The following is a 25616-nucleotide window of genomic DNA, read 5'->3' as shown; positions in this document are numbered from 1 at the left end:
CGCCATGACCAACGCAAGCTACCCCGCTACCCGCCTGCGTCGCACCCGTGCCACCGGCTGGAGCCGGGCGATGCACCGCGAAACGGTGCTTACGCCGACCGATCTGGTCTGGCCGCTCTTCGTGACTGACGGATCGGGCGTGGAAGAGCCGGTCACAAGCCTGCCCGGCGTCTCGCGCTGGTCGGTCGACGGGATCGCGAAGCGCGCGAAAGAGGCGGTCGATCTCGGCATTCCCTGCATCGCGCTGTTTCCCAACACGCAGCCCGAAAAGCGCAGCGACGATGGGGCCGAGGCGCTCAACCCCGACAATCTCATGTGCCAGGCGATCAAGGCGGTGCGTGATGCCTGCGGCAGCGATCTCGGCATTCTCACCGACGTGGCGCTCGATCCCTATACCAGCCATGGGCAGGACGGCCTGCTCGACGAGGCGGGTTATGTCGTCAACGATGATACGGTTGCCGTGCTGGTCGACCAGGCGGTCAACCAGGCCAATGCCGGTGCGGACATCGTCGCGCCGTCGGATATGATGGATGGGCGGGTAAAGGCGATCCGCATGGCGCTGGAAATGAACCAGCATCCCAATGTTCAGATCATGGCTTATTCGGCGAAATACGCTTCCGCCTTTTATGGTCCATTCCGCGATGCAGTGGGCTCGGGCGGACTGCTGAAAGGTGACAAGAAGAGTTACCAGATGGATCCGGCCAATGGCGACGAGGCGCTACGTGAGATCGCGATGGACATCGCCGAGGGTGCTGACAGCGTGATGGTCAAGCCGGGGCTCGCCTATCTCGACGTGATCTGGCGCGCAAAGCAGGAATTCGGGGTGCCCGTTTTCGCCTACCAGGTCAGCGGCGAATATGCGCTGATCGAGGCGGGGGCTGCAGCGGGCGTAGGCGATCGCGATGCGCTGTTGATGGAAAAACTCCTTGCCTTCAAGCGCGCCGGCTGCAGCGGGGTGCTGACCTATCATGCGCCGCGCGCCGCGGAACTCCTCAATGGGTGATTTCCGGCATGAAACCGACCGTCTGATTCTGCGCGACTGGCGCGACGAGGACTGGCCGCGTTTCTGGCAAGGCACCAACACGGTAAATGTCATGCGCTGGCTCGGCGGCGTTTGCGACGAGGCGAAGCGCAAGGGCGCGCAGGAGCGTCTGCTCTCCTACGAACGCGCGCACGGGCACACCTTCTGGTGCGTCGAGCGAAAGGAAGACGGCGAAATAATCGGCTTTTGCGGGCTCAAGCGTTCGAACCAGGCAGGCGGCCCGATCGGCATGATGGAAGCCGGTTGGCGCTTGCGCGAGGATGCCTGGGGCAAGGGCTATGCGCGTGAGGCGGCGCAGGCCTCGATCGAGCTGGCCTTCGACCGTTTCGGCGCGGAAGAGGTGATCGCGCTCACCGTTCAGCGCAACGAGGGCAGTTGGGGCCTGATGAAGCGCCTCGGCATGCGCCGACGCGAGGATCTCGATTTCGAGAATGATGAGTTCGATACGGAAAACCCGGTCATAATCGTCTATTCGATCGACAAGGCGGAGTGGGAAGCCGTTCGTGGCTGACATTATCGCCGAAACCGATCGGCTGATCCTGCGCACGATCGAAGAGAGCGACGCGGAAGAGCAGATGCGCGTGCTCAACACGCCGAGCGTGATGGCGCGGCTTGGCGGCGTCAAGGAATTGTACGAGATCGAGGCCAAGCATGCCAAATCCATGGCGCTCTACGCACGCGAAGGCTTCAGCTTTCTGTTCATGATCGAGAAGGCCACCGGCGAGATGGTCGGTCATTGCGGAATAAAGCGCGTCGACAACCCGCTCGCGCCCAATGTCGGCGATCACGAGGTGGGCTGGCTGGTGCGCGAGGATCGCTGGCGCCGCGGTTATGCCGGGGAGGCAATGCGGGCGGTGCTCGACTGGGCTTTCACCCGCGTGGGCGCACCGCATGTCGTGGCGCTGACCAGCGATGCCAATGTCGGAAGCTGGAAACTGATGGAAAAGCTCGGCATGGTCCGCCGCGAAGATCTTGATTTTTCCGACCCGGCCTTTCCGCCGGAAGACAATCCGACGATCCAGTATTCGCTCACACACGAGCAATGGGAGAACACCCGATGACCGCGAGCCGCCCCGGCGTCACCATCGTTCCGATCCACGGCCACACGCCGAAAATTCACGATAGCGCCTTCGTCGCGCCGGGCTGCACGATCATCGGCAATGTCGAGATCGGCGCCGATAGCTCGGTCTGGTACAATTGCGTGTTGCGCGCCGATGTCAGCCGCATAGTCATCGGCGAGCGCAGCAATATCCAGGACGGAAGCGTCTGCCATTGCGATCCCGAACGACCGGGCGATCCCGACGGTTCGCCGCTGATCATTGGCGACGACGTGCTGATCGGCCACATGGCGATGGTCCATGGCTGCACGATCGAGGATCGCGGATTCGTCGGTCTCGGTGCGATCGCAATGAACAAGGCGGTGATCGGCTCGGATGCGATGCTCGCCGCCGGGGCCATGCTGACCGAAGGCAAGGTGATGGGCGCACGCGAGCTGTGGGGCGGCCGCCCCGCGCGCAAGATGCGCGATCTGGATGATGCAGCCATTGCCGGGATGCGCATCGGCGTTGCGCATTATGCCGAAAACGCCAAGGCCCATGCGGTGGCGGTCGATGCCGCGACCAAAACCTGATCTTCCCGACGCGGAAGACCTCCACGCGCTCGTCCAGCAAGGGCAATTGCGTGTGCGCGTGACACCTGGCGCGCGCACCGAAAGCATCGCTATCAAGGATGGTCTGGTGCTGGTGAAGGTCCGCGCCAAGCCTACGGATGGCGAAGCGAATGCAGCCGTCGAAAAGCTGGTGTCGCGCGCTCTTGGAATGTCGGCGTCACGCTGTCGCATATTGCGCGGCGCGACTTCGCGGGAAAAAGTGCTCGCTATTTCCGCCTAGGCCGCCGGTTCGCGCAGATATTTGAACATGTGCGGCACATAGTCGGCCTTGCCGACCTCAAGCCCCGCCTGGCGCAGGATGGCGTAGGCTGCGACGGTGTGGAAATAGAACTGTGCGAGCGCCCAATCGCGCACATACTCCTGCGCGGTCAGATCGAACGTCATCCCGTTTGGCAGGTTCATTGCGAGTGGGGTGTTTTCGTCGGGGAAGTTGAACCGTGTGGCGTCTTCGACCAGCGCGCGCGCTTCGGCGATGATCGCATGCGCCTCTTCGTAAGTCTGCGGGTCGTCCTCGCGGCTGGTGAAGCTTATCAGGCCGAGCCGTTCCAGTGCCTCCCCCGGCATGTTCGAGAGGAACCGGATCTGTGTCGACAGCGGATGCATGTCGTCCGCCAGCCGCGCACCCAGCAGCTCGGCGGATTTCGCGTGGTTTTCCGCTTTGGCGACCAGCCCGTCCAGTGTCCCCAGCATGTTCGCATGGGTGGCCAGCACCAGCGTCTTCATGTCCATCCTCTGTTCCCTCCTCAATCGCGGATTAGCGCCCGCAGAGCCTCGATCCGGTCTGCTTCGTGCGGCGGCTTGTCCCAGCGGATGCGATGAATGCGGGGGAAGCGCATGGCAAGCCCGCTTTTGTGCCGCTTGCTCTCATGCACGCTGTCGAAGGCGACTTCGAAGACCAGGCTCTTGTCGGTTTCGCGCACCGGGCCGAAGCGGTTGACCGTGTTCTGGCGCACATGCCGATCGAGCTTCTTGAGCTCTTCGTCGGTAAAGCCCGAATAGGCCTTGCCCACCGGGAGCAGGTCGGCGCCGGTATCGGGATCGCCGTCCCAGCAGCCGAAAGTGTAGTCCGAGAAGAAGCTCGAGCGTTTGCCCGAACCGCGCTGTGCGTACATCAACACGCAATCGACCAGCAGCGGGTCGCGCTTCCACTTATACCAGTATCCGACGCGTCGCCCTGCGATATAGGGACTGTCCCGGCGCTTGAGCATGAGCCCCTCGATCGCGTCTTCGCGGCTTCCTGCACGGATTTCGGCGAGGTGATCGAAGTCGCGCGCCTGGACCACCGAACTGATGTCGAAATGGCTTTCGGGCAGGCGGGCCATCAGGGATACGAGCCGCGAGCGGCGCGCGGTCCAAGGCTGTTCGCGCACGTCCTCGCCCTCGATCAACAGCGCGTCGTAGAGGCGCACGAAGGCCGGAAACTCGGCCAGCATCTTCTTGCTCACCTTCTTGCGCCCCAGCCGCTGTTGCAGCGCATTGAAACTGGCAGCGCCTCCTTCCTCGCCGCCCTGCGCCGAACCGCGCACCAGCAGCTCGCCATCGAGCACCGCAGGGAAGGGCAGAACATCGAGCAGTTCCGGGAAAGTCGCCGAGATGTCGTCGCCCGAGCGGCTGTAAACCCGCGTTTCCTCGCCAGCGCGCACCAATTGGACGCGGATACCATCCCATTTCCATTCGGCTGCATAGTCGGTGAGGTCGACCACCGTGTCCTCCAGCGGGTGGGCGAGCATGAACGGCCGGAAAGTGGGAAGGTTCTCGATGTCGGGCGGGGCCTGGCCATGCGCGGCCCAGGCGAAGAGTGGACCATAGGGTGGCTCGAGGCCGTGCCAATATTCTTCCACCTGGTCGACCGACACTTCGAAAGCCTGCGCGAAGGCGGTTTTGGCCAGCCGGCTAGAGACACCGATGCGCATCCCCCCCGTCGCGAGCTTGAGCAATGCATAGCGGCCCGACGCGTCGAGCCGGTCCAACAGGTTCGGCAATCCGGTCAGAACGCTCTTGCGGGTCATCGCCGAAAGCAGTTCCACGGCTTCGGACACGCCCGGGGGATCGGGTTCGCTATCGGGCGCAGGCCATAAAAGGCTTGCCGTCTCGGCCGTATCGCCGACGAAATCGCGGCTCAGCGTCCACAGCACCGGATCGACGCGATCCTTCATCAAATTGCGGATGGCCGAGCTCTTCACGGCGGGAAAGTCGAGCCCGTCGCTCAGCGCCGCGAGCGCCCAGCCGCGGTCTGGGTCGGGTGTGGCGCGCAGGTACTCCGCGATCAGCCTCAGCTTCTCATTGCGACTGCGCGTATAGACCAGCGCATCGACCAGGGCGGCGAATTCTTCCATCAGGCGATTGCTGCGAGCCGGGTGCCAAGATCGGGCACCGCCTCTTCATAGGAGGCGAGCGCCGTGTCCGCCCAGCGCCGCACGATCTCGATGTGATTTTCCACCGCCAGTTCTACACAGATGTCTCCAGCAACCAGTGGGAACGGGGCATGGTCAGGCTGGTCCGGCCAGTCGCAATCGGCATCAGCTAGCTTGTTCAACAGAGCATATCTGTATTCTGGTTCGCGGCCCTGTCGCAGGACGGCATGGAGCCCCGCGAGATGAAGCCAAACCGATTGGCGAGCCCTCCGGTCGCCACGGTCGCCAGGGTGCTGGACTGCAAAAGCATCGACTGTGAGAAAGTGGGTCGGCATCAGGGCAGGTGTGGAATACTCGCGACCCAGAATGGCACTATAGCGCCGCCAGCATGCCGCCGACGAGATCATGTAGGTGTGGGTTGCCCCCTGCTCTGCTGACGCGACGAGGCCGCAACCAGGGCAAGTATCGCTATCAGTCATCCTCGTCCTCATAGCCCACGAGCGCGAGTGCCCGGGCGCGGCGTTGGTGAAGTTGGCACCAGCGCAGCAGAGCATCCTCGCGACCATGCGTGATCCAGTTTTCATATGCGTCGACCTCTGCAATGGTGCGCGTGAGTTCGCCCCAGTCGGCATGGTCGGAAATGACCAGGGGCAACTCGACATTCCGCTGGCGGGCGCGCTGGCGCACGCGCATCCAGCCGCTCGCCATGGCAGTGATCGGCTCGGGCAAGCGGCGGCTCCAACGGTCGTTGAGCGCGGAGGGTGGGCACATGACGATCGCGCCGCGCATGTTCTCCTTCGTATGATCCGCTACCAAGCGCAGCTCGCCCAGACCGACACCGTGTTCCTCATAAAGGCGGCACATCCTCTCCAGCGCGCCGTGTAGATAGATCGGTTCGTGATGGCCTGCACCGCGCAGCTCGGCGATTACCCGTTGCGCCTTGCCGAGCGCATAGGCCCCGACAAGCACGCAGCGTTCGGGATGCGCGGCCAGCCGGTCGAGCAGCTTGGCCATCTCTTCCTCGATCGGCGGATGGGTGAACAGCGGCAGCCCGAAGGTCGCCTCGGTGACGAATATGTCGCAGGGTGTGGCTTCGAAAGGCGGGCAGGTCGGGTCCGCGCGGCGCTTGTAATCGCCGGTCACGATCACGCGTTCGCCCGCATGTTCGAGCAGGATCTGTGCGCTGCCGAGCACGTGTCCAGCGGGGATATACGTCGCATCCACTCCGCCGGGCAATTTGATGGTTTCCCCATATCCAACCGGTGTGGCCCCGTCCGAAGTTGCATAGCGCAACTTCATGATCGCCAGAGTTTCGGGCGTTGCTACGGTCTGCCCATGCCCGCCGCGCGCATGATCGGCGTGGCCGTGGGTGACGAGCGCCTTGGCTACCGCACGGCTGGGATCGACCCAGCAATCGGCGGGGACGATATGGATGCCGTGCGGCTCGGGGCGAATCCAGGAGAAGTCTGTGCTCACTCCCGACTCAAGCGGGCAGGGGGGCAAGCGTTCCCGCGAGCGCTCCTGTCCAGCCCCGGCCGCAGGTCAGCCCTTCGTTTCGTTCTTGCCTCTTTCGGTATCGGCTTCCGGCTTCTTGGGCGCCGCGGTGCCCTTCGCAGCCTTCTTCTTCGCGGGAGGCTTGCGCTTTGTCTTCGGCGGAGCCGGGGTGAGTTCGAAGCTTGGCTTGCCGTCCTTCAGTGTCACCGACACTTCGCCCCCGTCGGCCAGCTTGCCGAACAGCAGTTCTTCGGCCAGCGGCTGTTTGATCTTTTCCTGGATCAGGCGGCCCATCGGACGGGCGCCGTAGAGGCGATCATAGCCCTTGTCGGCCAGCCAGGCACGCGCATCCTTGTCGAACTGGATATCCACATTCTGCTCGGCCAGTTGGAGTTCGAGCTGAAGAATGAACTTGTCGACTACGCGGGCGACCGTTTCCTTGCCGAGGTAGCCGAAGGGCACGATGGCATCGAGGCGGTTGCGGAATTCAGGGGTGAACATCCGCTTCACGGCTTCTTCGCTTGCGTCTTCCTTGCTCACATCGCCAAAGCCGATGCCCTGGCGCGCCATGTCGGCGGCGCCGGCATTGGTGGTCATGATAAGAACGACGTTGCGGAAATCGACTGTCTTGCCGTGATGATCGGTCAGGCGACCATTATCCATGACTTGCAAGAGGATGTTGAACAGGTCCGGATGCGCCTTCTCGATTTCGTCGAGCAGCAGGACGCAGTGGGGGTTCTGGTCGACCGCATCGGTCAAGAGGCCGCCCTGGTCGTAGCCGACATAACCCGGAGGCGCGCCGATCAGACGGCTGACGCTGTGCCGCTCCATATATTCGGACATGTCGAAGCGCTTGAGCTCAATGCCCATGATGCTCGCGAGCTGGCGCGCGACTTCGGTCTTGCCGACGCCGGTGGGGCCGGAGAACAGGAAAGAGCCGATCGGCTTGTCCGGATCGCGCAGACCCGCACGGCTGAGCTTCATCGCGGTCGACAGTTTGTGCACCGCCGGGTCCTGGCCGAAGACGACGTGTTTGAGATCGCGTTCGAGATTCTCGAGCGCCTTTTTGTCGTCCTTGCTGACCGATTTCGGCGGGATCCGCGCCATCGTGGCGATCACGGCCTCGATTTCCTTGGCGGTGATCTTCTTCTTGCGGCGGCTGGGTGGAACCAGCATTTGCATCGCACCGACCTCGTCGATCACGTCGATAGCCTTGTCGGGCAGCTTGCGGTCGTTGATGTAGCGCGCCGAAAGCTCCACTGCGGTTTTCAGCGCATCGGCCGTATAGGTGACCTGGTGGTGATCCTGAAACGCGGTTTTCAGGCCTTTGAGGATCTTGATTGTATCCTCCACCGTCGGCTCGTTCACGTCGATCTTCTGGAACCGGCGCAGCAGCGCGCGGTCTTTCTCGAAGTGGTTGCGGAATTCCTTGTAGGTGGTCGAACCGATGCAGCGGATCGCACCGCTGGAAAGCGCCGGCTTCAACAGATTAGAGGCATCCATCGCCCCGCCGCTGGTAGCGCCCGCCCCGATCACCGTGTGAATCTCGTCGATGAACAGGATGGCCTCGGGCATGCCCTCGAGCTCGTTCACCACCTGCTTCAGGCGCTCCTCGAAATCGCCGCGATAACGCGTTCCCGCCAGCAGCGCTCCCATGTCGAGCGAATAGATCACCGCGTCCTGCAGCACTTCGGGCACTTCGCCTTCGACGATCTTTCGCGCCAGACCTTCGGCAATCGCGGTCTTCCCCACGCCCGGATCGCCGACATAGAGCGGGTTGTTCTTGCTGCGGCGGCAGAGGATCTGGACGGTCCGGTCGACTTCGGGTCCGCGACCGATCAGCGGATCGATGCGCCCGTCCTCGGCCTTTTTGTTGAGGTTGACCGTGAACTGGTCGAGCGCGGTTTCCTTCTTGCCCTTTTCGCCGGGCTTGTCCTCGCTTTGCGTCTCGGTGTTCTCTGCGCCGTCGGGCGGGCGGTTCTCGATCTGCTTGCCGCCTTTGCCGATGCCGTGGCTGATGAAGCTGACCGCGTCGAGACGGCTCATATCCTGCTGCTGGAGGAAATAGACCGCATAGCTATCGCGCTCGGAGAACAGCGCCACCAGCACATTGGCTCCCGTTACCGTATCCTTGCCCGAAGATTGAACATGCAGGATGGCCCGCTGGATCACGCGCTGAAAACCCGCTGTTGGCTGCGGATCGGCGCTCTCGTCCGATTGCAGCGACTGGTATTCCTGCTCCAGATATTGTTTCACCACCGCGGTGAGTTCGGTCAGATCGACGCCGCATGCGGCCATGACCTGCGCGGCATCCTCATCGTCGATCAGCGCCAGCAACAGGTGCTCGAGCGTCGCATATTCGTGCCGACGTTCGCCTGCATCGGTCAGCGCTGCGTGGAGGGTCTTTTCGAGATTAGCGGCGAAGCTGGGCATTCAGATGTCTTTCTCATGGGACTCGCGCGGGGCGATGACAGGACAGCTTATGGGCCGAAGGTTAGCCAATGCTGTATGCGCGTTCGATATGGGCATTGAGGCCGGATTTTGCAGCCCCTTCACCGCGAACTAATCCTTGCGCCCGAACAATGCTTCGGCCGCGTCGCGGTGCGCGGCCGCGGAAAGGCGGTGCTTTTCCACCCGCACGATTTCGGCCTCGAGCAGCGCGATGCGCGCTTCCAGTTCGTCCTGCGAATAAGGGCCGAGATCTTCCGTGGCGAGCAAGCTCGCGGCATCGCCTCGCGGGCGGGGACTCTCGTCAGTATCCATTGCGAGCAGTCTCGCAATTCTGCGCGGTTGCTGTCAACGGGGTCGCGCGGTATTGCACCGTCGCGTGGCCGCGATGCCACGGGGGATGACACGACAATGGGGGCACAGGTGGCAGCAGATTTGCCCGAGACGATGACCGCAATGGGTTTCGACGAGCCGGGCGGGCCTGAAGTGCTGCGGGCGGAAACCCTCCCCGTGCCGCAACCGGGTGAAAACCAGGTGCTGATCCGTGTCGCCTATGCGGGCATAAACCGGCCCGATGTCATCCAACGACAGGGTTTCTACCCGGCGCCGCCGGGCGCGTCGCCGATCCCGGGACTGGAGGTTGCGGGGACGGTCGCTGCGCTGGGGGAAGGCGTCATGCCTGAAATGCTCGGGCGGCGGGTTTGCGCGCTCGTTTCGGGCGGGGGCTATGCGCAATACTGTCTGGCCGAAGCGGGGCATTGCCTGCAACTGCCCGAAGCGATGCCATTCGATGTCGCCGCAGCGATCCCGGAAACGCTTTTCACTGTATGGCATAACGTTTTTCAACGCGGCTGGGCAGGCGATGGCGACACGCTGCTTGTCCATGGCGGCACCAGCGGCATCGGGACGATGGCAATCCAGTTGGCCAAGGCGTTCGATATTACAGTGATCGCCACTGCGGGCAGCGAGGAAAAATGCCGGGCCATTCGGGAACTCGGCGCCGATCTCGCGATCAATTACAAAACCCAGGACTTCGTCGAGGAGGTGAAGGCCTTTACCGAAGGCGCGGGCGTCGATGTCGTGCTCGATATGGTCTCGGGCGCTTACGTTGCCCGCAACATCGAATGTCTGGCACCCGATGGACGCCATGTGACAATCGCGGTGCTTGGCGGGCTGAAGGCCGAAATCAACATGGCCACGGTCATGCGCAAACGCCTGGTTCTCACAGGCTCGACACTGCGTCCGCGTTCCGACGAATTCAAGGCGCTCCTTACCGACGAAATCGAGAAGCATGTCTGGCCGCTGTTCGAAGGCGGCACGGTGGCTCCGGTAATGGATCGGACCTTCCCGCTCGAGAAGGCGGGGGCCGCGCATGAGCATATGGAAGCGGGTGACCATATCGGGAAAATCGTCCTGGCGGTCTCCGGCTCCTGACGCGCCACGGACATTTTGTCGCCGATCCGTAATGGTACTGTGAATCGCATGTAACAATCATGCGTCATGACCATGCCGACACTGGTCGGGGGCCATGACCATGAATGATCTGCCCAGAAATTTCGACATTGCTCACAAGGTTGCGAATTTCCCGTCGATCAAGCCCAGCGTGCCCGAACGGGTCGTTGGCGAAAGGCGCAAGTTCCGCACGATCTGGATCAGCGATGTGCATCTTGGCACCAAAGGCTGCAATCACGAGCTGCTGATCGATTTCCTGGATCATACCGACAGCGAAACGATGTATCTCGTCGGCGATATCATCGATGGCTGGCGGCTGAAGAAAAAGGTCTACTGGCCTGCCGAGCATAACGACATCGTCTGGCGCATTCTCCGGCGTGCCAGGCGCGGTACGCGGATCATCTACATTCCGGGCAATCACGACGAGATGGTGCGGCCCTTCAGCGGCATGAATTTCGGCGGGGTCGAAATCATGCGCGCAGCCTTTCACACCACTGCCGATGGCAGGCGCCTGATGGTGCTGCATGGCGATGAATTCGATACCATCATGCTGGCGCACCGCTGGCTCGCCTTCATCGGCGACGCGGCGTACCATTTGATGATGAAGCTCAACAACTGGGTGGCGGCCGCGCGCAACCGGTTGGGTCTTCCCTATTGGTCTATCTCCAAGGCCGCCAAGCACAAGGTCAAGAACGCGGTCGAGTTCATCTCGAAATATGAGGAGGTTGTCGCGCGCGCAGCGGCTGAACGCGGGGTCGACGGCGTCGTCTGCGGCCATATCCACACTGCCGAGTTCCGTGATTTCGATGGCGTCGAATACTGGAACGATGGCGACTGGGTGGAGGGGTGCAATGCCCTGGTGGAGCATTTCGACGGGTCCATGGAAATCCTCAATTGGCCCGACGAAGTCGCGCGGCGCGAAACCGGGCGGACTGACGCCAAGACGAAAGTCCGGGAGGCTGCGTGACCTTGTCGATCGCGGCACCGGCCCGAACCGCGGGGATTCCGCCCACGCCTCCGCAACGGATCGCTATCGTTACCGATGCCTGGCTGCCGCAGATGAACGGCGTGGTGCGCACTCTGACCACGACATGCGAGCAACTGTCACGGCAAGGCCACCAGGTGATGGTGATCTCGCCCAACCAGTTCGCATCGGTTCCTTGCCCGACATATCCCGAGATCCGGCTTGCGCTGGCCCTGCCGGGAGCGGTCGCGACCCGCTTGCGCAAATTTGCGCCGGAGGCGATCCATATCGCGACCGAGGGACCGCTCGGCATGGCGGCACGGCGTCATTGTGCTCGCCACGGAATATGTTTCACCACTGCCTACCACACGCAATTCCCGGATTATCTGGCCAAACGCACTCGCCTGCCGGCAGAGTGGTTCTGGCACTACATTCGCTGGTTTCACCGTCCGGCCAAACGCGTGCTGGTGGCGACCGAGAGCATTTGCGAAGAACTGCGCGCTCACGGCCTCGCGCGGCTGCACCGCTGGAGCCGGGGAGTCGATCTTGCCTGCTTCACGCCGGATGCGTCGCCGCCGCCCGAATATGCGGGCCTGCCGAAACCGATCCAGCTCTATGTCGGGCGGGTCGCCGTGGAGAAGAATGTCGAGGCCTTTCTAGATAGCAGCTATCCCGGCAGCAAGGTCGTGGTCGGCGACGGGCCTTCGCTTTCTTCGCTCAAGCACAGATTTCCCGAAGCGCATTTTCTGGGTCGGCGGTCCGGCCGCGATCTCGCGGGCTGCTATGCAGGGGCCGATGTCTTCGTGTTTCCCAGCAGGACCGACACGTTCGGCCTGGTCATGATCGAAGCGCTTGCCTGCGGCATTCCGGTGGCAGCCTATCCGGTTGCCGGACCGCGCGATATCGTGACCGACGAGGTGGGGGCGCTGAGCGAAGACCTCGACCGGGCGATTGCTGCCGCCCTGTTTTGCGACCGCAGGGCTTGCGCCGAATATGGGGCCGGCTTCAGTTGGGCTGCGGCCACCGGCCAGTTTCTCGACGGGCTTGCGACCCTGGAGAGGGAAGAACTGCCCGCTGCCTAGCGAAACGCTTGCCCAATCCGCCACTCTCGCCTACATCGGCACGATAACGGCCGTCCCGCGAGGGGCGGCCCTTCTATTTTCGCATGACGAGAAAAGGCACGTTCATGGCCGACCAACCCAAACCGCTGATGCCGCATGCGACCGCCACCTGGCTGGTCGACAACACCGGTCTATCCTTCGAGCAGATCGCCGAATTCTGCGGCCTCCACCTGCTCGAAGTGCAGGCTATGGCCGACGATCTCGCGGGCAGCAAATATACCGGGCGCGACCCTGTCCACTCGGGCGAACTGACGCAGGAAGAGATCGAGCGGGGCCAGGCCGATCCCGAATACAAGCTGAAGATGCAGCGCGCACCTGTGGCAGTCAGCCGCACCAAGGGGCCGCGCTACACACCGGTTTCCAAACGTCAGGACAAGCCCGATGGCATCGCCTGGATCTTGCGCAGCCACCCGGAAATCTCCGATGCGCAGATCGGCAAATTGATCGGCACCACCCGCAATACGATCACGGCGATTCGCGAGCGTAGCCACTGGAACATCCAGAATATTCAGCCCAAGGACCCCGTCACGCTCGGCCTGTGTTCGCAACGCGAACTCGATGCGGTGGTCGCTAAGGCGGCCAAGAACCTGCCGGCTGAAGACGAGACCGCTCCGGCGACACCGACCGGCACGAGCGATCGCGACAAGCTGATCGAGGAGCTGCGCGCCGAACGCGACGCCAATGAAAAGGCTGCCGCCGAAGCGGCGCAGGAAGCCGAGGCGGCCGCCTGGCTTGAGGCCAAGCGCGCAGCGGAAGAGGCGGACGAAGCCGGGGAAACCGGCGAAGCCTGACACCAAGGGCACCCAGTATTTCACGAGGCGGGAGAGGCACGAGCTTCTCCCGCCTTTTTGCTTGCGTTTAAAGCGCAATACTCCATGCTACTGACATGGATGTAAGCAAGTTGCCGAACCACCACCCGGTCGCATGGGATACGCGTTTCGAACCGATCGCGCTTCCCGATATGTTCGCGCGGACGGCCCAGGCCTCTCCGTCGGCGCCATTGCTGCACTTCCTCGGTCGCACTTACAGCTATTCCGAACTCTATCGCGACGCGCAGGCTTTCGCTCATGCCCTCAAGGCGCGGGGTATTGCCGAAGGGGACCGTGTCGGCCTGTTCCTGCCCAATGTGCCGAGCTACGTGGTGGGGTATTACGGGGCGATGATGGCGGGGGCCGTGGTGGTCAATTTTTCCCCGCTCTATTCGGTCGAGGAACTGGAGGAGCAGGTTGCCGATTCCGGCACGCGTCTGCTCGTCACCGTCGATGTGCCCGAACTCTACGCAACGGCGGAAGAGGTGTTGCGCGGTTCCGAGCTTGAAACGCTGGTCGTCAGTTCGCTCTCGCAAATGCTCCCCAGGCTCAAGGGAATCGCCCTGCGGCTGTTCGCTCGCAGCAAAGTGGCGAAGGTCGATTATCGTGCGGATATTCTCCGCTGGGACGAGTTGCTGAAGCAGGGCGAAAGGTCAGGCGGACAGCTTCCGACGGTCGATCCGCAGTCGCTCGCGCTCCTCCAATATACGGGCGGGACGACCGGCACGCCCAAGGGCGCGATGCTTACCCATGCGAACCTTTCCATCAACGCGCAGCAAACCGCCGGTCTCAACCCGTTCGATGATCCGGCGAACGAAGTGTTCATGGGCGCGCTCCCCTTCTTTCACGTCTTCGCCAACACGGCCTTGCTCAACCACGCGGTGGTGACGGGGGCGTCGATCGCGATGGTCCCGCGGTTCGAAACCAAGCAAGTGCTCGAAACGATAGAGAAATATGGCGCGACCGGTTTTCCCGGGGTGCCCACCATGTTCCAGGCGTTGCTCGACCATCCGGATCTGGCCAAGACCGATCTTTCCAGCCTCAGAATATGCATCTCCGGCGGCGCACCGCTGCCTGGCCCCTTGCGCGAAAAATTCGAAGCGGCGACAGGGGTGCGACTGGTCGAAGGCTACGGTCTCACGGAAAGCGCGGGCGTGGTCTCGGCCAATCCCTATGAAGGGACGCGCAAGCCCGGAACCATCGGCCAGGTCTTGATGCAGACCGAGGTTCTGCTGCTCGACAAGGAGGATCCCGCGATTGTCGTAGCTGACGGGGAACCGGGAGAACTCGCGCTTCATGGCCCGCAAATCATGCAGGGGTATTGGAATCGGCCCGAAGCCGCCAAAGACGTTTTCATCGAACATCACGGCAAGACGTGGCTGCGTACCGGCGACGTTGCGACAGTGGACGAGGATGGGTTCCTCCAGATCGTCGATCGTATCAAGGACATGATCGCCGTAGGTGGGTTCAAGGTTTTTCCCAGCCAGGTCGAGGACGTGCTGGTCGAACATGAGGCAATCAAGGAGGCTTTGGTTATCGGCCGTCCGGACGAGTATCGGGGCGAAGTGCCGGTAGCCTATGTCACGCTGGAGGCAGAAGGGCAGGCAACCGCGGAAGAGCTTCGCGGCTGGCTCAACGCGCGCATCGGCAAGCATGAACGGGTCGATGAGGTCGTGATCCGTACCGAGCTTCCAAAAACGATGATCGGCAAGCTCGACCGCAAGGCCTTGCGCGCCGAGGTTCTGGACTGAACCGGCGCGTTCCCGCCGAAGGCGAGTGGCCGCGACGGAATGTAAAGAGAAGGCCGCCGGCGTCGTTGCGCAGGCGGCCCTCATCCCCTCCAAACTGAACCTGCTCAGCCGGCCACGGCGAGTTCCGGCTTGCCCGCAGACTGTGCGGGCGTCTTGGCCCGCGCGTCGCGGTGAGCGAACCGCCCTTCGACCTGTGCGCCCTGTTCGATCGTAAGCGCATCGTAAAAGACATCGCCGGTGATCTTCGCGGTCTTGAGAATGACCAGCTCGCGCGCCGCGATCGAGCCCTCGATCGTACCTGCAAGGCGTGCGCTTTCAGCCTCGATAGCGCCTTTCACGCTGCTCGTTTCGCCCTGGACCAGCGACGAACAACTGATGTCGCCCTCTACCGATCCGTCGATGTGCAGGTCTGCGGAGGCTTTGATATCGCCGGTGATCGCAGTGTCGGAACCGAAGACGGAAAATGTGGAATTGCCCTTGCTGGCCATGCGTTCGCGTCCCGGATTATTCGGCTGAGGCGAATTGGGGAGCTCGCCGGATTTCTTCGAGAACATTGGGGGCAGTCTCCAGAAAGGTGCGCGGGTTGACCGCGCGATTATTGATGCGAACCTCGAAATGGAGGTGGGGTCCGGTCGATCGGCCGGTATTGCCGATCGCGCCAATGGTGTCGCCCGCTTCCACGCGCTGACCCACCTTCGTTTCGAAGCGCGACATATGGGCGTACCGTGTCATCAGGCCATTGCCGTGCGTAATCTCGACAGTCTTGCCATAGCCACCCTTCCAACCGACGAAGCTGACCCGGCCGGTCGAAGCGGCGCGGATCGGCGTGCCGATTGCGCCCTTGAAATCGAGACCCTTATGCATGGCGCCGCGGCGGGTGAAGGGATCGCGCCGATAGCCGAACCCGCTCGAAATCATGTCCTTGCGCGCCGGGGTGATCTGCGGGACACCTGCGAGGCCCCGTTCGAGTGCCGCCATCCGCGCGATCGACAGGCCGAGCCGCTCGAAACGCCGGTCGATCGTGCCATCGGCACTGGTCACGAGCTTTTCCAGCGGACCACCCATGGCGCTGCGGTCGGCATTGCGGATCATGGTGTCGGGATTGAGGCCGAGCGACTTGAGTGCGGCGGCAGCGCGCTGGGAGCGCCAGTCGGCATAGCGGGTCAGCCCTTCGACGAAAGCAAGCTGGCGGGCTTCGATCCGCGCAAGTGCGGTAGCCTCCGGAATCGACAGGCTGACCTTGTCGACGGTGGCGGCAGCTTCACCCGCCGAATTGCTCACCTTGGCGACCGACTTCACATCATCCGGTAGCGAGGACACCATGTCCTCGATGAATTCCTGGCGCTTCACCAGGTCTGTCGCGACAGCATCGATGTCTTCGCGATACGCGTTCACGCGCTCGGTCGCGGTGGCAACCTTCGCTTCGCGGTCGAGCAAGGAAAGCCGATCGGCAGTCGCCCGATATTGAGTCCAGCCAGCTACAGCCATCGAAGCGGCCCAAACGATCAGCGCCGCCAAAGCAATGGCGGCGACGGTCATCTGGACTTTCGATGAAATGGTGATGAAGCGAACCTGCCCTTCCGATCGCATGAAGAATTCGCGATCGGGAAACCAGCTTCGCACGCGGCTCCCCCAGCCACTCGTGGCAATCTTGTTGCTCAAAACGACCCGTCCCTTATGGTCTTTAACGTCCCGTGACGAGCGCTAACAAAGGTTGCCGATGAAATCGAATCGCGGTTCCCGAAGAATCCACGAGTTGAAGCTTAAGCGGGACGAGTCGTTCGATGACGACCCGGCCTCTGAAATATGCGAGGAGCCAAAGCGTAAATCGTGGTTTACCAAAGACTTGGCTCGCGCCAACACAGGGCCTGCCAACCCATTGTATAAAAACGACAAAAAATTCCGGACTAGGTTTTGATGCACGTTCGGCGGCGAATCGGGCTGTTGGGCGGCAGTTTCAATCCGGCGCATGGCGGCCATCGGCGGATTTCGCTATTCGTCCTCCGCGCCCTCGCGCTCGATGAAATCTGGTGGATGGTTTCGCCTGGCAATCCGCTCAAGCCTAAAGCGGGCATGGCGCCGCTCGATGTCCGCGTCCGTTCGGCGATGGACCAGGCCCGACGCGCGCCGATCCGCGTGACCGCGATCGAACGAGAGCTGGGAACGCGCTATACCGTGGATACGCTCGGTGCGATGGGTCGGCGCTACCCCCGATATGACTTCGTGTGGTTGATGGGGGCGGACAATCTCGCGCAATTCCACCGCTGGAAGGACTGGCGGGGGATCGCGCGAAGGATGCCGATTGCGGTCATCGCCCGACCGGGCTATAATGCGGGTGCTATCGCGAGCCCCGCGATGGCCTGGCTGAGGCGCTTTTCCGTGCCCCTGTCCAGCTTCGTGAACAGGGGCGAATGGAGCGCACCGGCACTGGTGATATTGCGTTTCGATCCCGATGAACGATCGGCCACGGCCATTCGCCGCGCCGATCCCGATTGGGCCGCACGTTACACCGGGCCGCCTCCGAGGGACCAAGTGACACATCGTATGATTTTGTCGGGGGAGGAAACCACCGCGCCATGATGCGCGTTGTTCCTTCCATGGCCCGAGCCTCTCAATCCAGGAGTATCGCATCCGCCTATGACACAGGCGCATACAGGCCCGGCTTCATCCGGGACCGAACCCGCCCAGGTGATCAACTTGGCTGACGCTACAACCGATCCGCTGCTCAAACTCGTGCTGCAACAGCTCGATGACGATCAGGCGCAGGAAGTCGTGACCATCGATCTCGAAGGCAAAAGCTCGATTGCCGATCACATGGTGATCGCTTCGGGGCGTTCGACCCGTCAGGTCGCAGCGATGGCGCAGAAACTTGCCGAAAAGATCAAGCAGGCGGGATTCGGGCCGGTGAAGCTCGAAGGGCTCCCCGCTGCCGACTGGGTCCTGCTCGACGCCGGCGACGTGGTCGTCCACCTGTTCCGCCCGGAGGTCCGTAGCTTCTACAATCTCGAGCGCATGTGGGCCTTTGGCGACGCGCCACCCGTGGCTGGCACGGCCTAGTCCGTTTCTCGCAGCCCCCTTGTGGGGCCGCATTCTCGACGCCGCTTCTCCGCCGAGGCTTGCGGATGAACGGGTGTCCTGGCCGACCCAGAAGGGGCCGGATGATCGCCGGTCTGGAGGAGCGGAGCCATTCTTCTTCACGTCATTGCCCGAGGAAAGATCGGTCGGTCGCCCGAGGCCGACCTGGTCGCACGTTATGAAAAGCGCCTCGCATGGCCGACCAAATTTACCGAGTTGCCCGATACCGGAGGGCGTGTTCCCGAACCGCAAACACCCTGCCGGACCGTGCTTCTCGACGAGCGCGGCAGAGATCTGTCGTCCGAGAAACTCGCCGAAATACTGGGGCGCTGGCGCGATGACGGCATACGCGAATGCCGCTTCATGCTGGGCGCGGCGGACGGGCATCCGCAAGAGGAGCGCGATGCGGCCGATCTCCTGCTGGCTTTTGGCAAGGCCACCTGGCCCCACCTTCTGGCCCGCGCCATGCTTGCCGAACAACTCTATCGCGCAACGACCATAATTGTCGGCCACCCCTATCATCGCAGTGGATGATAGGGCAGAAACGCGGCCATGAGGCGCCGTTTCCCCGTCATCGCCGGACTGACCTTGGCAGGCCTGCTGGGTCTGCCTGCGATCGCTCAGGCCCCGGTCCGCTTCGAAGCGGTGGAACAGGCGCGCGAGGCGCTCGACGCCGCGCGTCAGCAGCAACGTAACGCGCGGGCGCGGGGCGAGCGGCTCGAACAGCGCGCGGCGCGCTCTCGCGAGGTGTCGGAAAAGGCCAGGACCGAGGCGGCGGCGCTGGCGGCGCGCGTGCAACAGGCCGAAGCCGGGATCGCGGCGTCCGAGGCGCGGCTGGCGCTGGCCGATCGCGAGAAGCGCGTGCTCGATCGCAAGCTGGCCCGGCGGCGGACTCCGCTCGTCCGGCTGACTGCGGCGCTGCAATCGATGTCGAGCCGCCCGCTGACGCTCTCTGCGCTGCAACCGGGCAGTTTGCGCGATCTGGTTTTTACGCGCGCGGTGCTCGACAGCACCATTCCTCTTGTGCGCGAAAAGACTTCGGCCCTGCGCGGCGATCTGGAGCGTGCGCGGGCCTTGCAGGCAGAGGCGCGCCAAGCCCTCGCCGATCGGCGTGAAAGCGAGGCGGTGCTGGTCCGGCGGCGTAAGGAACTCGTCGCGCTCGCCGAGCAGGAACGGCTGCGGGCGCGCCAGGCTGCGGGCGGCGCGGATAGAGAGGCGCAGCGCGCTCTCGTCCTTGCCGAGCAGGCGATTGATCTGGATGAGCTCGTCGGGCGGTTGGAAGCCGCGGGCTCGCTGCGCGAACGACTTGCCATGCTGCCCGGCCCGGTACCGCGCCCCGCCGATCCAGGGGCCGCGAGGGTCGCCGTCACGCCGCCCAGCCCCGAGCCCAGCGCCACCGAACCGCCAGCGCGCTACCTGCTGCCAGTCGCGGGCGAGATTACCGCAGGTTTCGGCGAGGCGAGCGCCAGCGGCCAGCGACAGGCCGGGATCGCACTCGCAGCCCGGCCACGCGCGCAAGTCGTCGCTCCGGGGGCAGGGCGCATCGGATTCGCCGGGCCGTATCGCGGCTTTGGCAGAATCGTCATTATCGAGCACGCCAATGGCTGGACCACGCTCGTCACCGGCCTCGAAATTCTCGACGTTGCTGTGGGGCAGAATGTGACGGCAGGCTCACCGCTCGGTCTCGCCCCCGCACAGCGCGGCGAAGTGACGCTCGAGCTGAGGTATGGCGGCGAGCCCGTGAACCCGCTGGACCACCTGCGATAGATCGCCGGTCGAAAATCGCTTCCCTGCGGCATACCCGCCATGCTCATATGGCATTCAGCGCCGACACGCGATAATATGGTCCGCGCAAAGGAGTTTTCATGCCGTTGAAGTTCGCCGCTCTCGCCCGCTCGGCTGCTCTCGTGACTGCGGTCGCGCTGATCCCTGCGACCACTGCCAGCCTGGCGCAGGTCGAGGGGCGCGCAGGGCCGGAATTCGCCCGCGTCCTGGCGGTCTACCAGCGGATCAAGGCAAGCTATGTCGAGCCGGTCGAGGACGACAAGCTGATCCGCGGCATGATCGATGGCATGCTGACCGCGCTCGATCCCCACTCGGGTTATCTCGACGGCAGCGATCTCCAGCGCCTGGAGACCATGATCGACGGCAATTATTCGGGGCTGGGTCTGTCGGTCGTCGCCGAAGATGGCGCGGTGAAGGTGATATCGCCTTTCCGGGGCAGTCCGGCCGACGAGGCGGGGATCAAGGCTGGCGACTTCATCACTCACCTCGACGGGCGGCTCATCGTCGGGCAGAAGCTGGACGAATCCGTTGCGCAGATGCGCGGCCGTTCGGGAACGTCGATCGGTCTGACCATTTTCCGTCCCGGCCGCGACGAACCCTTCGACCTTACCGTAACGCGGGGTGTGATCGAACTCGAGCCCGTCACCTGGGAATTGCAGGACGGCAATATCGGTCATATCATGATCAACGAATTCTCACGCGATGTCGGCAGCGATGTCTTCGCCGCGTGGGAAGGCCTGCGGAGCAAGGCCACGGGCCGTCTCAACGGTCTCGTGCTCGATCTGCGGTCCAATCCCGGCGGTTCGCTGGATGAAGCGGTGGCGCTGTCGGATCTGTTCCTGACCGACGGCCGAATCGTCTCGCAGCGTGGCCGCGCCCGGGGGGAGAACATCACCTACGATGCGGAAACGGTGTTCCGCGGCGACATTGCCGGAGGGCTCCCCATTGTCGTGCTGATCGATGCGGGTTCCGCCTCTGCATCGGAAATCGTCGCCGGTGCGTTGCAGGACCATCGCCGCGCGGTGGTCATGGGCGAGCGCAGCTTCGGCAAGGGCAGCGTTCAATCGCTGCTGCCCTTGGGCCGGGATGCAGCGCTGAAGCTGACGACGGCGCGTTACTATACGCCGTCGGGCCATTCGGTTCAGGAAGGGGGAATTACCCCGGATATTACCGTGCCGCAGCTTTCCGATCCCGACCTTGCGAAGCGCTCGCGCTTCCAGATGCGCGAATCGGATCTGCGCGGCCATCTCATCAACGAACTCGGCATCGACGATGACGCGGTGGAAAAGGACAAGCGTGACGATCCGCGCTTCCTCCAGACAGCGGAAGAGCTGAAGGAGAAGGGTATCGAGGATTTCCAGTTGCACTACGCGCTGGAAACGCTGCGCCGGACCAGCCCGAAGAGCATTGCCGCGCGTACGAAATAGGCTACATCGCGCCCCATGGACCTTTCGCAAAATGCCCGCCTTGCCCGCTTAGTGGCACTTGCAGTGCCGGCGCTGCTCTTGGGCGGGGCCTATATCTCGGAATATGGGTTCGGCCTTTACCCTTGTGAAATGTGCTGGTGGCAGCGCTGGCCGCATTTTGCCGCGGTTGGATTCGCGCTGATCGCCTTCGTCATTCCTCCGGCGCGGGTCTGGACGGCCATCGCCGCCCTGGCGATACTTGCGTCGGGCGCGATTGGCCTGTTCCATGCCGGGGTCGAATATGGCTGGTGGCCCGGGATTACCTCCTGCGCGGTGGTTTCGGGGGGCGGCAGCGGCAATGCGCTGGAAGACATCATGAACACGCCGTTGGTGCGCTGCGACGCGCCGGCCTGGACGCTGTTCGGCATCAGCCTGGCGGGCTATAATTTCCTTATCTCGACACTTGGCGGACTTGCGGTGCTGGGGCTTTTGGCAAAGGATCGCCGCGCATGACCAAGGTTCCCGACCATATCGCCCGTATGATCCGCGTCGATCAGGCGGGGGAATTCGGCGCAACGCGTATTTATGCAGGCCAGCTTGCCGTCATGGGCGACCGCGGGCCTCATTCGGCCGAGATCGCCGGCATGGCCGAGCAGGAAGTCGGGCATCGGGAGAAATTCGATGCGCTGATGGCGCGCCGCGGTGTGCGCCCGACCGCGCTTCAGCCCTTCTGGGATCGTGCGGGCTTCGCCCTGGGCGCGGTGACCGCGCTGATCGGCCCGGAAGCGGCCATGGCCTGTACCGCCGCGGTCGAAACCGAAATCGACGATCATTATTCGAAGCAGCTCGACCAATTGCATGAAACGGGCGAGGATCCCGAACTTGCCGCGATGATCGAGGAATTCCGCGAGGATGAGCGCGAACACCGCGACGCAGCGCTTGCCGCCGGTGCCGAACGCGCACCCGCCTATCCGCTGCTTTCCGGTCTCATCCGTCTCGGTTGCCGCGCCGCAATCCGCATTTCGGAACGCGTGTGAGCGGAATGACCGATTTACGAGCAGCGCTTCACCGAGAGTTCAGCCCATCGGGCGTCTATTGCCCCCGCACGAAATCCGCCAAGAGGACCGACATGTCGAAACCGTTGATTGCCATCGCCAGCCTTGCGCTCGCCTTCCCCGCAATTGGGCAGGCGCAGGAAAGCACCGTCGCAGATGACGACAGTTACAATATGGTGATCGTCTACGGAGACGACGAATGCCCGGAAAGCACGGAAGACGTCATCGTCGTCTGTGCGCGGAAATCCGAAGACGAGCGCTATCGCATCCCGCAAAACCTGCGCTTCTCGGACAGTCCGGAGAACAAGTCCTGGGCGGAACGCGTGGAAAGCTTCGAAATGGTGGGCGATTTCGGCACCATGTCGTGTTCGCCGACCGGCGCGGGCGGGTTCACCGGGTGCACCCAGGAAATGATCAACGCGGCCTATGCCGACAAGGCCAACGATGCCGGTGTGCGCTTCGGTGAGATCATCGCCGCCGAACGTGCGAAGCGTCTGGCAACGATCGACGAGGATGCCGCTGCCGAGCAGGAGCGCGTCGAAATGATCGAGCGTGAGTATATGGAGCGGCTCGAACGCGAACGCGCGGCCGAAGTGCCGGGGGAAGAGGCGTTGCCTCAGCCCGAGAGCGAAGAGAGCCCGCAGTAAGGTCTATCGCCGCTTAACCATTTGCCCTTACTAGGGCGGGCATGGCTACGCCCCGCAAGATCCTCACCGTTTTCGGGACGCGTCCCGAAGCGATCAAGCTGTTCCCGCTGGTCCACGCTCTCGCTGACGATCCGCGTTTCGAAAGTCGCGTGTGCATTTCCGCGCAGCATCGCGAGATGCTCGATCAGGTGCTCGAAATCGCCGGGATCGTGCCCGACCACGATCTCGACCTGATGACGCCGGGGCAGACGCTCGATGCGCTGACCGCGCGGGCGCTAGTCGAGATCGGCGCCGTGCTTGACGAGGAGAAGCCCGATTGGGTGGTCGTTCAGGGCGATACGACCACGGTAATGGCGGGGGCGCTCGCTGCCTATTACCGGAAAATCCCCGTCTGCCATGTCGAGGCGGGCTTGCGCAGCGGTGATATCTACCACCCCTGGCCCGAGGAAATGAATCGCCGCGTGGTCGGCGGCTTTGCCGCGCTCCATTGTGCGCCGACCGAAACCGCGCGCGAGGCTCTGCTGCGCGAAAACGTCGATCGGGAAAACGTCCATGTCACGGGCAACACGGTGATCGACGCGCTCCATTGGGTGACTGCGCGAATTGCCCAAGAGCCATCGCTTGCTTGCGGCCTCGCCGACCTCGAGGCGCGTTTCGCGGGCAAACGGATTATCGGCATGACCAGCCATCGCCGCGAGAATTTCGGCGAGGGCATGCAGAACATCGCCAATGCGGTTAAAGATATTGCTTCACGCGATGACGTTGCGGTTATTTTTCCCGTGCACCTCAATCCCAATGTGCGCGCCGTGATGAACGAGCAGCTTGCCGGGCTGGGCAATGTCGCGCTGATCGAGCCGCTCGACTACCCGCATTTCGCACGTTTGCTCGATATCAGTCACATGATGCTCACCGATAGCGGGGGCGTGCAGGAGGAAGCGCCTGCCCTGGGCAAACCCGTCCTAGTGATGCGCGAAACCACCGAGAGGCCCGAAGGCGTCGAGGCCGGAACCGCAAAGCTGGTCGGTACCGCTACGGACACTATCGTGCGCGAAACCAACCGCCTGCTCGATGACGATGCGGCCTATGCCGCTATGGCCCGCGCCCACAATCCTTTCGGCGACGGGCACTCGGCGGCCCGCATCGCGGACCTTCTCGCATCCGCCTGATCGTCGTTACTGTAAAATTTACCGACAGGCGCTAGACCCGCCTGGCAAAGGTTCAGGGAAACACATTCATGCGTGGTGACACCAAGCCCGAAGTCTGCGTCATCGGCCTCGGTTATATCGGCCTGCCCACCGCCGCGATCATCGCGCGCGCGGGCTGCCCGGTGCACGGGGTCGACGTGACCCAAACCGTGGTCGACACCATCAATCGCGGTGAAATACATATTGAGGAAGTCGATCTCGACGGATTGGTGCAGGCGGTGGTCCAGCGCGGGTTGCTCAAAGCCTCGACCGAGATCGCACCGGCCGATGTTTTCGTGATCGCGGTGCCGACACCCTTCGTGAAGGACGGGAATCACACGCCCGATACCTCCTATGTCATGGCCGCGGCCGAGAAGGTTGCCGCCGTGCTCAAGAAGGGCGACACGGTGATTCTCGAATCGACCTCGCCCGTCGGCACGACCGAGGCGATGCGCGATGCGATCGCGGCAAAGCGTCCCGATCTCGCTATGCCGGGGCTCACGCATGATCGGGCGGACATATCGCTCGCCTACTGTCCCGAGCGCGTCTTGCCGGGCAAAATCCTCGAGGAACTGACGCATAACGATCGATCGATCGGCGGCATCACGCCGCGCTGCGCGAGGAAGGCGCTCGCCTTCTACAAGCGGTTCGTGAAGGGTGAATGCGTCACCACCGATGCGCGCAGCGCGGAGATGACCAAACTGGTCGAAAACGCGTTCCGCGATGTGAATATCGCCTTCGCCAACGAACTGTCGATGATCGCCGACAAGCAGGGCCTCGACGTGTGGGAGGTTATCCGCCTCGCCAATCGGCATCCGCGCGTGAACATTCTGACGCCCGGCCCGGGCGTGGGCGGGCATTGCATCGCGGTGGATCCGTGGTTCATCGTCCACGGTGCGCCCGAAGAAGCGAAGATCATCCGCCAGGCGCGCGAGGTCAACGATGCCAAGATGCACCACGTTCTCGCCCGTGCAAAAGCGCTGATCGACGCCAATCCGGACGCCAAGGTCGCCTGCCTGGGCCTGGCATTCAAGGCCAATATCGACGACTTTCGCGAGAGCCCGGCGCGCTATGTCGCGGCAGGCCTTGCCCGGGAATTCGGGCCGCGCATTCAGGTGGTCGAGCCCTATGCGAGCGAATTGCCGAAGGAATTCGACGGCACCGGCGCCGAACTCGTCGATATCGATACGGCGCTGGAGGAATCAGGCGTACTCGTCACGCTGGTCGATCACGATGTCTTCAAGGTCATTCCGCCCGAAGAGCGGCGGGACAAGGCCGTTTATGATACGCGCGGGATCTGGCCCGACGCGGCATAGACCAGTTCACAGTCATTGCGAGGAGCCGCAGGCCACGCAGCAAT

Annotated in this window: 28 protein-coding genes; 20 read left to right on the top strand and 8 right to left on the bottom strand. The window is 63.1% G+C overall.

What is annotated here, in order from left to right:
- Positions 1-4 precede the first annotated feature (4 nt).
- The 5 genes from hemB to MUY37_RS00205 are packed head-to-tail and all read left to right on the top strand — an operon-like array spanning position 5 to position 2931.
- On the top strand, positions 5-1003 hold the full coding sequence (gene hemB, locus MUY37_RS00225; protein ID WP_499193480.1) for a porphobilinogen synthase: 999 nt from the start codon (positions 5-7) through the stop codon (positions 1001-1003).
- Complete coding sequence (locus MUY37_RS00220) at positions 996-1553, top strand: GNAT family N-acetyltransferase (protein ID WP_499193479.1); 558 nt, start codon at positions 996-998, stop codon at positions 1551-1553. The genes hemB and MUY37_RS00220 overlap by 8 nt, the downstream gene beginning before the upstream one ends.
- Positions 1546-2103: a GNAT family N-acetyltransferase gene (locus MUY37_RS00215; protein ID WP_499193478.1), complete on the top strand. Its 558-nt coding sequence runs from the start codon at positions 1546-1548 to the stop codon at positions 2101-2103. Before MUY37_RS00220 ends, MUY37_RS00215 begins: the two co-directional genes overlap by 8 nt.
- Complete coding sequence (locus MUY37_RS00210) at positions 2100-2672, top strand: gamma carbonic anhydrase family protein (protein ID WP_499193477.1); 573 nt, start codon at positions 2100-2102, stop codon at positions 2670-2672. The genes MUY37_RS00215 and MUY37_RS00210 overlap by 4 nt, the downstream gene beginning before the upstream one ends.
- Complete coding sequence (locus tag MUY37_RS00205) at positions 2653-2931, top strand: DUF167 domain-containing protein (protein WP_499193476.1); 279 nt, start codon at positions 2653-2655, stop codon at positions 2929-2931. The genes MUY37_RS00210 and MUY37_RS00205 overlap by 20 nt, the downstream gene beginning before the upstream one ends.
- On the opposite strand, the gene MUY37_RS00200 is transcribed toward MUY37_RS00205, so the two are convergent.
- From MUY37_RS00200 to MUY37_RS00175, 6 genes are all read right to left on the bottom strand, one after another.
- On the bottom strand, positions 2928-3434 hold the full coding sequence (locus tag MUY37_RS00200; protein WP_499193475.1) for a DUF1993 family protein: 507 nt from the start codon (positions 3432-3434) through the stop codon (positions 2928-2930). The genes MUY37_RS00205 and MUY37_RS00200 overlap by 4 nt on opposite strands.
- Before the next feature lie 20 nt (positions 3435-3454).
- Positions 3455-5047 (bottom strand): cisplatin damage response ATP-dependent DNA ligase, encoded by a 1593-nt coding sequence (locus MUY37_RS00195; RefSeq protein ID WP_499193474.1) that lies wholly within the window; start codon positions 5045-5047, stop codon positions 3455-3457.
- On the bottom strand, positions 5047-5544 hold the full coding sequence (locus tag MUY37_RS00190; RefSeq protein ID WP_499193473.1) for a DUF5946 family protein: 498 nt from the start codon (positions 5542-5544) through the stop codon (positions 5047-5049). Before MUY37_RS00190 ends, MUY37_RS00195 begins: the two co-directional genes overlap by 1 nt.
- Complete coding sequence (locus MUY37_RS00185) at positions 5537-6541, bottom strand: ligase-associated DNA damage response exonuclease (protein ID WP_499193472.1); 1005 nt, start codon at positions 6539-6541, stop codon at positions 5537-5539. The genes MUY37_RS00190 and MUY37_RS00185 overlap by 8 nt, the downstream gene beginning before the upstream one ends.
- 66 nt (positions 6542-6607) lie before the next feature.
- Positions 6608-8992, bottom strand: coding sequence for an ATP-dependent Clp protease ATP-binding subunit ClpA (gene clpA, locus MUY37_RS00180; RefSeq protein WP_499193471.1), 2385 nt, complete (start codon positions 8990-8992; stop codon positions 6608-6610).
- Between the two features lie 129 nt (positions 8993-9121).
- Positions 9122-9322 (bottom strand): DUF1192 family protein, encoded by a 201-nt coding sequence (locus tag MUY37_RS00175; protein WP_499193470.1) that lies wholly within the window; start codon positions 9320-9322, stop codon positions 9122-9124.
- A 141-nt stretch (positions 9323-9463) separates the two neighbouring features.
- Here MUY37_RS00175 and MUY37_RS00170 point away from each other — a divergent pair, with 141 nt between their 5' ends.
- The 5 genes from MUY37_RS00170 (at position 9464) to MUY37_RS00150 (ending at position 15104) form a co-directional block, all read left to right on the top strand.
- Entirely contained in the window at positions 9464-10441 is a 978-nt protein-coding gene (locus MUY37_RS00170; RefSeq protein ID WP_499195092.1) for an NAD(P)H-quinone oxidoreductase, read from the top strand.
- 100 nt (positions 10442-10541) lie between these two features.
- Positions 10542-11426, top strand: coding sequence for a UDP-2,3-diacylglucosamine diphosphatase (locus MUY37_RS00165; protein WP_499193469.1), 885 nt, complete (start codon positions 10542-10544; stop codon positions 11424-11426).
- A 92-nt stretch (positions 11427-11518) separates the two neighbouring features.
- The gene (locus MUY37_RS00160) at positions 11519-12505 is read left to right on the top strand and encodes a glycosyltransferase family 4 protein (protein ID WP_499195091.1); all 987 of its coding nucleotides are present in this window, start codon (positions 11519-11521) and stop codon (positions 12503-12505) included.
- Between the two features lie 104 nt (positions 12506-12609).
- On the top strand, positions 12610-13335 hold the full coding sequence (locus MUY37_RS00155) for a DUF1013 domain-containing protein (protein WP_499193468.1): 726 nt from the start codon (positions 12610-12612) through the stop codon (positions 13333-13335).
- Positions 13336-13430: 95 nt separating this feature from the next.
- Positions 13431-15104, top strand: coding sequence for a long-chain-fatty-acid--CoA ligase (locus MUY37_RS00150; protein ID WP_499193467.1), 1674 nt, complete (start codon positions 13431-13433; stop codon positions 15102-15104).
- A 104-nt stretch (positions 15105-15208) separates the two neighbouring features.
- On the opposite strand, the gene MUY37_RS00145 is transcribed toward MUY37_RS00150, so the two are convergent.
- Together MUY37_RS00145 and MUY37_RS00140 are read right to left on the bottom strand one after the other, a co-directional pair.
- Positions 15209-15592: a bactofilin family protein gene (locus MUY37_RS00145; protein WP_115415605.1), complete on the bottom strand. Its 384-nt coding sequence runs from the start codon at positions 15590-15592 to the stop codon at positions 15209-15211.
- A 16-nt stretch (positions 15593-15608) separates the two neighbouring features.
- The gene (locus MUY37_RS00140; protein ID WP_499193466.1) at positions 15609-16766 is read right to left on the bottom strand and encodes a M23 family metallopeptidase; all 1158 of its coding nucleotides are present in this window, start codon (positions 16764-16766) and stop codon (positions 15609-15611) included.
- Between the two features lie 255 nt (positions 16767-17021).
- Between MUY37_RS00140 and MUY37_RS00135 the strand changes: the two genes are divergently transcribed.
- The 10 genes from MUY37_RS00135 to wecC all read left to right on the top strand — a co-directional run bounded on the left by MUY37_RS00135 (position 17022) and on the right by wecC (position 25572).
- A complete protein-coding gene (locus tag MUY37_RS00135; RefSeq protein ID WP_499193465.1) occupies positions 17022-17684 on the top strand; it encodes a nicotinate-nucleotide adenylyltransferase in 663 nt (220 codons plus the stop codon).
- A 57-nt stretch (positions 17685-17741) separates the two neighbouring features.
- Positions 17742-18161 (top strand): ribosome silencing factor, encoded by a 420-nt coding sequence (gene rsfS, locus MUY37_RS00130; RefSeq protein ID WP_499193464.1) that lies wholly within the window; start codon positions 17742-17744, stop codon positions 18159-18161.
- 129 nt (positions 18162-18290) lie between these two features.
- Positions 18291-18713, top strand: a complete 423-nt coding sequence (locus MUY37_RS00125; protein WP_499195090.1) for a 23S rRNA (pseudouridine(1915)-N(3))-methyltransferase RlmH — start codon at positions 18291-18293, stop codon at positions 18711-18713.
- A gap of 18 nt (positions 18714-18731) precedes the next feature.
- Positions 18732-19946, top strand: coding sequence for a murein hydrolase activator EnvC family protein (locus tag MUY37_RS00120; RefSeq protein ID WP_499193463.1), 1215 nt, complete (start codon positions 18732-18734; stop codon positions 19944-19946).
- Positions 19947-20050: 104 nt separating this feature from the next.
- Positions 20051-21391, top strand: a complete 1341-nt coding sequence (locus MUY37_RS00115; protein ID WP_499195089.1) for a S41 family peptidase — start codon at positions 20051-20053, stop codon at positions 21389-21391.
- 15 nt (positions 21392-21406) lie between these two features.
- Positions 21407-21883 (top strand): disulfide bond formation protein B, encoded by a 477-nt coding sequence (locus MUY37_RS00110; RefSeq protein ID WP_499193462.1) that lies wholly within the window; start codon positions 21407-21409, stop codon positions 21881-21883.
- A complete protein-coding gene (locus tag MUY37_RS00105) occupies positions 21880-22407 on the top strand; it encodes a demethoxyubiquinone hydroxylase family protein (RefSeq protein WP_115415612.1) in 528 nt (175 codons plus the stop codon). The genes MUY37_RS00110 and MUY37_RS00105 overlap by 4 nt, the downstream gene beginning before the upstream one ends.
- Before the next feature lie 92 nt (positions 22408-22499).
- Positions 22500-23072: a tellurite resistance TerB family protein gene (locus tag MUY37_RS00100; RefSeq protein WP_499193461.1), complete on the top strand. Its 573-nt coding sequence runs from the start codon at positions 22500-22502 to the stop codon at positions 23070-23072.
- Positions 23073-23113: 41 nt separating this feature from the next.
- On the top strand, positions 23114-24238 hold the full coding sequence (gene wecB, locus MUY37_RS00095) for a non-hydrolyzing UDP-N-acetylglucosamine 2-epimerase (RefSeq protein WP_499193460.1): 1125 nt from the start codon (positions 23114-23116) through the stop codon (positions 24236-24238).
- A 68-nt stretch (positions 24239-24306) separates the two neighbouring features.
- Positions 24307-25572: a UDP-N-acetyl-D-mannosamine dehydrogenase gene (wecC, locus tag MUY37_RS00090; protein WP_499193459.1), complete on the top strand. Its 1266-nt coding sequence runs from the start codon at positions 24307-24309 to the stop codon at positions 25570-25572.
- Positions 25573-25616 lie beyond the last annotated feature (44 nt).

This window comes from Qipengyuania sp. ABI-127-1, assembly GCA_022953095.1.
Classification (GTDB): Bacteria; Pseudomonadota; Alphaproteobacteria; order Sphingomonadales; family Sphingomonadaceae; genus Qipengyuania.
Note: the sequence above shows the minus strand (reverse complement) of the source record. Positions and strands in the feature narration are given on the sequence as shown.

Bases quoted from the DNA above. Each gene is read 5' to 3' on its own strand.
- hemB (WP_499193480.1), top strand. From the start codon at position 5: ATGACCAACGCAAGCTACCCCGCTACCCGCCTGCGTCGCACCCGTGCC.
- MUY37_RS00220 (WP_499193479.1), top strand. From the start codon at position 996: ATGGGTGATTTCCGGCATGAAACCGACCGTCTGATTCTGCGCGACTGG.
- MUY37_RS00210 (WP_499193477.1), top strand. From the start codon at position 2,100: ATGACCGCGAGCCGCCCCGGCGTCACCATCGTTCCGATCCACGGCCAC.
- MUY37_RS00205 (WP_499193476.1), top strand. From the start codon at position 2,653: ATGCCGCGACCAAAACCTGATCTTCCCGACGCGGAAGACCTCCACGCG.
- MUY37_RS00200 (WP_499193475.1), bottom strand. From the start codon at position 3,434: ATGAAGACGCTGGTGCTGGCCACCCATGCGAACATGCTGGGGACACTG.
- MUY37_RS00195 (WP_499193474.1), bottom strand. From the start codon at position 5,047: ATGGAAGAATTCGCCGCCCTGGTCGATGCGCTGGTCTATACGCGCAGT.
- MUY37_RS00190 (WP_499193473.1), bottom strand. From the start codon at position 5,544: ATGACTGATAGCGATACTTGCCCTGGTTGCGGCCTCGTCGCGTCAGCA.
- clpA (WP_499193471.1), bottom strand. From the start codon at position 8,992: ATGCCCAGCTTCGCCGCTAATCTCGAAAAGACCCTCCACGCAGCGCTG.
- MUY37_RS00175 (WP_499193470.1), bottom strand. From the start codon at position 9,322: ATGGATACTGACGAGAGTCCCCGCCCGCGAGGCGATGCCGCGAGCTTG.
- MUY37_RS00170 (WP_499195092.1), top strand. From the start codon at position 9,464: ATGGGTTTCGACGAGCCGGGCGGGCCTGAAGTGCTGCGGGCGGAAACC.
- MUY37_RS00165 (WP_499193469.1), top strand. From the start codon at position 10,542: ATGAATGATCTGCCCAGAAATTTCGACATTGCTCACAAGGTTGCGAAT.
- MUY37_RS00160 (WP_499195091.1), top strand. From the start codon at position 11,519: ATGAACGGCGTGGTGCGCACTCTGACCACGACATGCGAGCAACTGTCA.
- MUY37_RS00155 (WP_499193468.1), top strand. From the start codon at position 12,610: ATGGCCGACCAACCCAAACCGCTGATGCCGCATGCGACCGCCACCTGG.
- MUY37_RS00150 (WP_499193467.1), top strand. From the start codon at position 13,431: ATGGATGTAAGCAAGTTGCCGAACCACCACCCGGTCGCATGGGATACG.
- MUY37_RS00145 (WP_115415605.1), bottom strand. From the start codon at position 15,592: ATGGCCAGCAAGGGCAATTCCACATTTTCCGTCTTCGGTTCCGACACT.
- MUY37_RS00135 (WP_499193465.1), top strand. From the start codon at position 17,022: ATGCACGTTCGGCGGCGAATCGGGCTGTTGGGCGGCAGTTTCAATCCG.
- rsfS (WP_499193464.1), top strand. From the start codon at position 17,742: ATGACACAGGCGCATACAGGCCCGGCTTCATCCGGGACCGAACCCGCC.
- MUY37_RS00120 (WP_499193463.1), top strand. From the start codon at position 18,732: ATGAGGCGCCGTTTCCCCGTCATCGCCGGACTGACCTTGGCAGGCCTG.
- MUY37_RS00110 (WP_499193462.1), top strand. From the start codon at position 21,407: ATGGACCTTTCGCAAAATGCCCGCCTTGCCCGCTTAGTGGCACTTGCA.
- MUY37_RS00105 (WP_115415612.1), top strand. From the start codon at position 21,880: ATGACCAAGGTTCCCGACCATATCGCCCGTATGATCCGCGTCGATCAG.
- MUY37_RS00100 (WP_499193461.1), top strand. From the start codon at position 22,500: ATGTCGAAACCGTTGATTGCCATCGCCAGCCTTGCGCTCGCCTTCCCC.
- wecB (WP_499193460.1), top strand. From the start codon at position 23,114: ATGGCTACGCCCCGCAAGATCCTCACCGTTTTCGGGACGCGTCCCGAA.
- wecC (WP_499193459.1), top strand. From the start codon at position 24,307: ATGCGTGGTGACACCAAGCCCGAAGTCTGCGTCATCGGCCTCGGTTAT.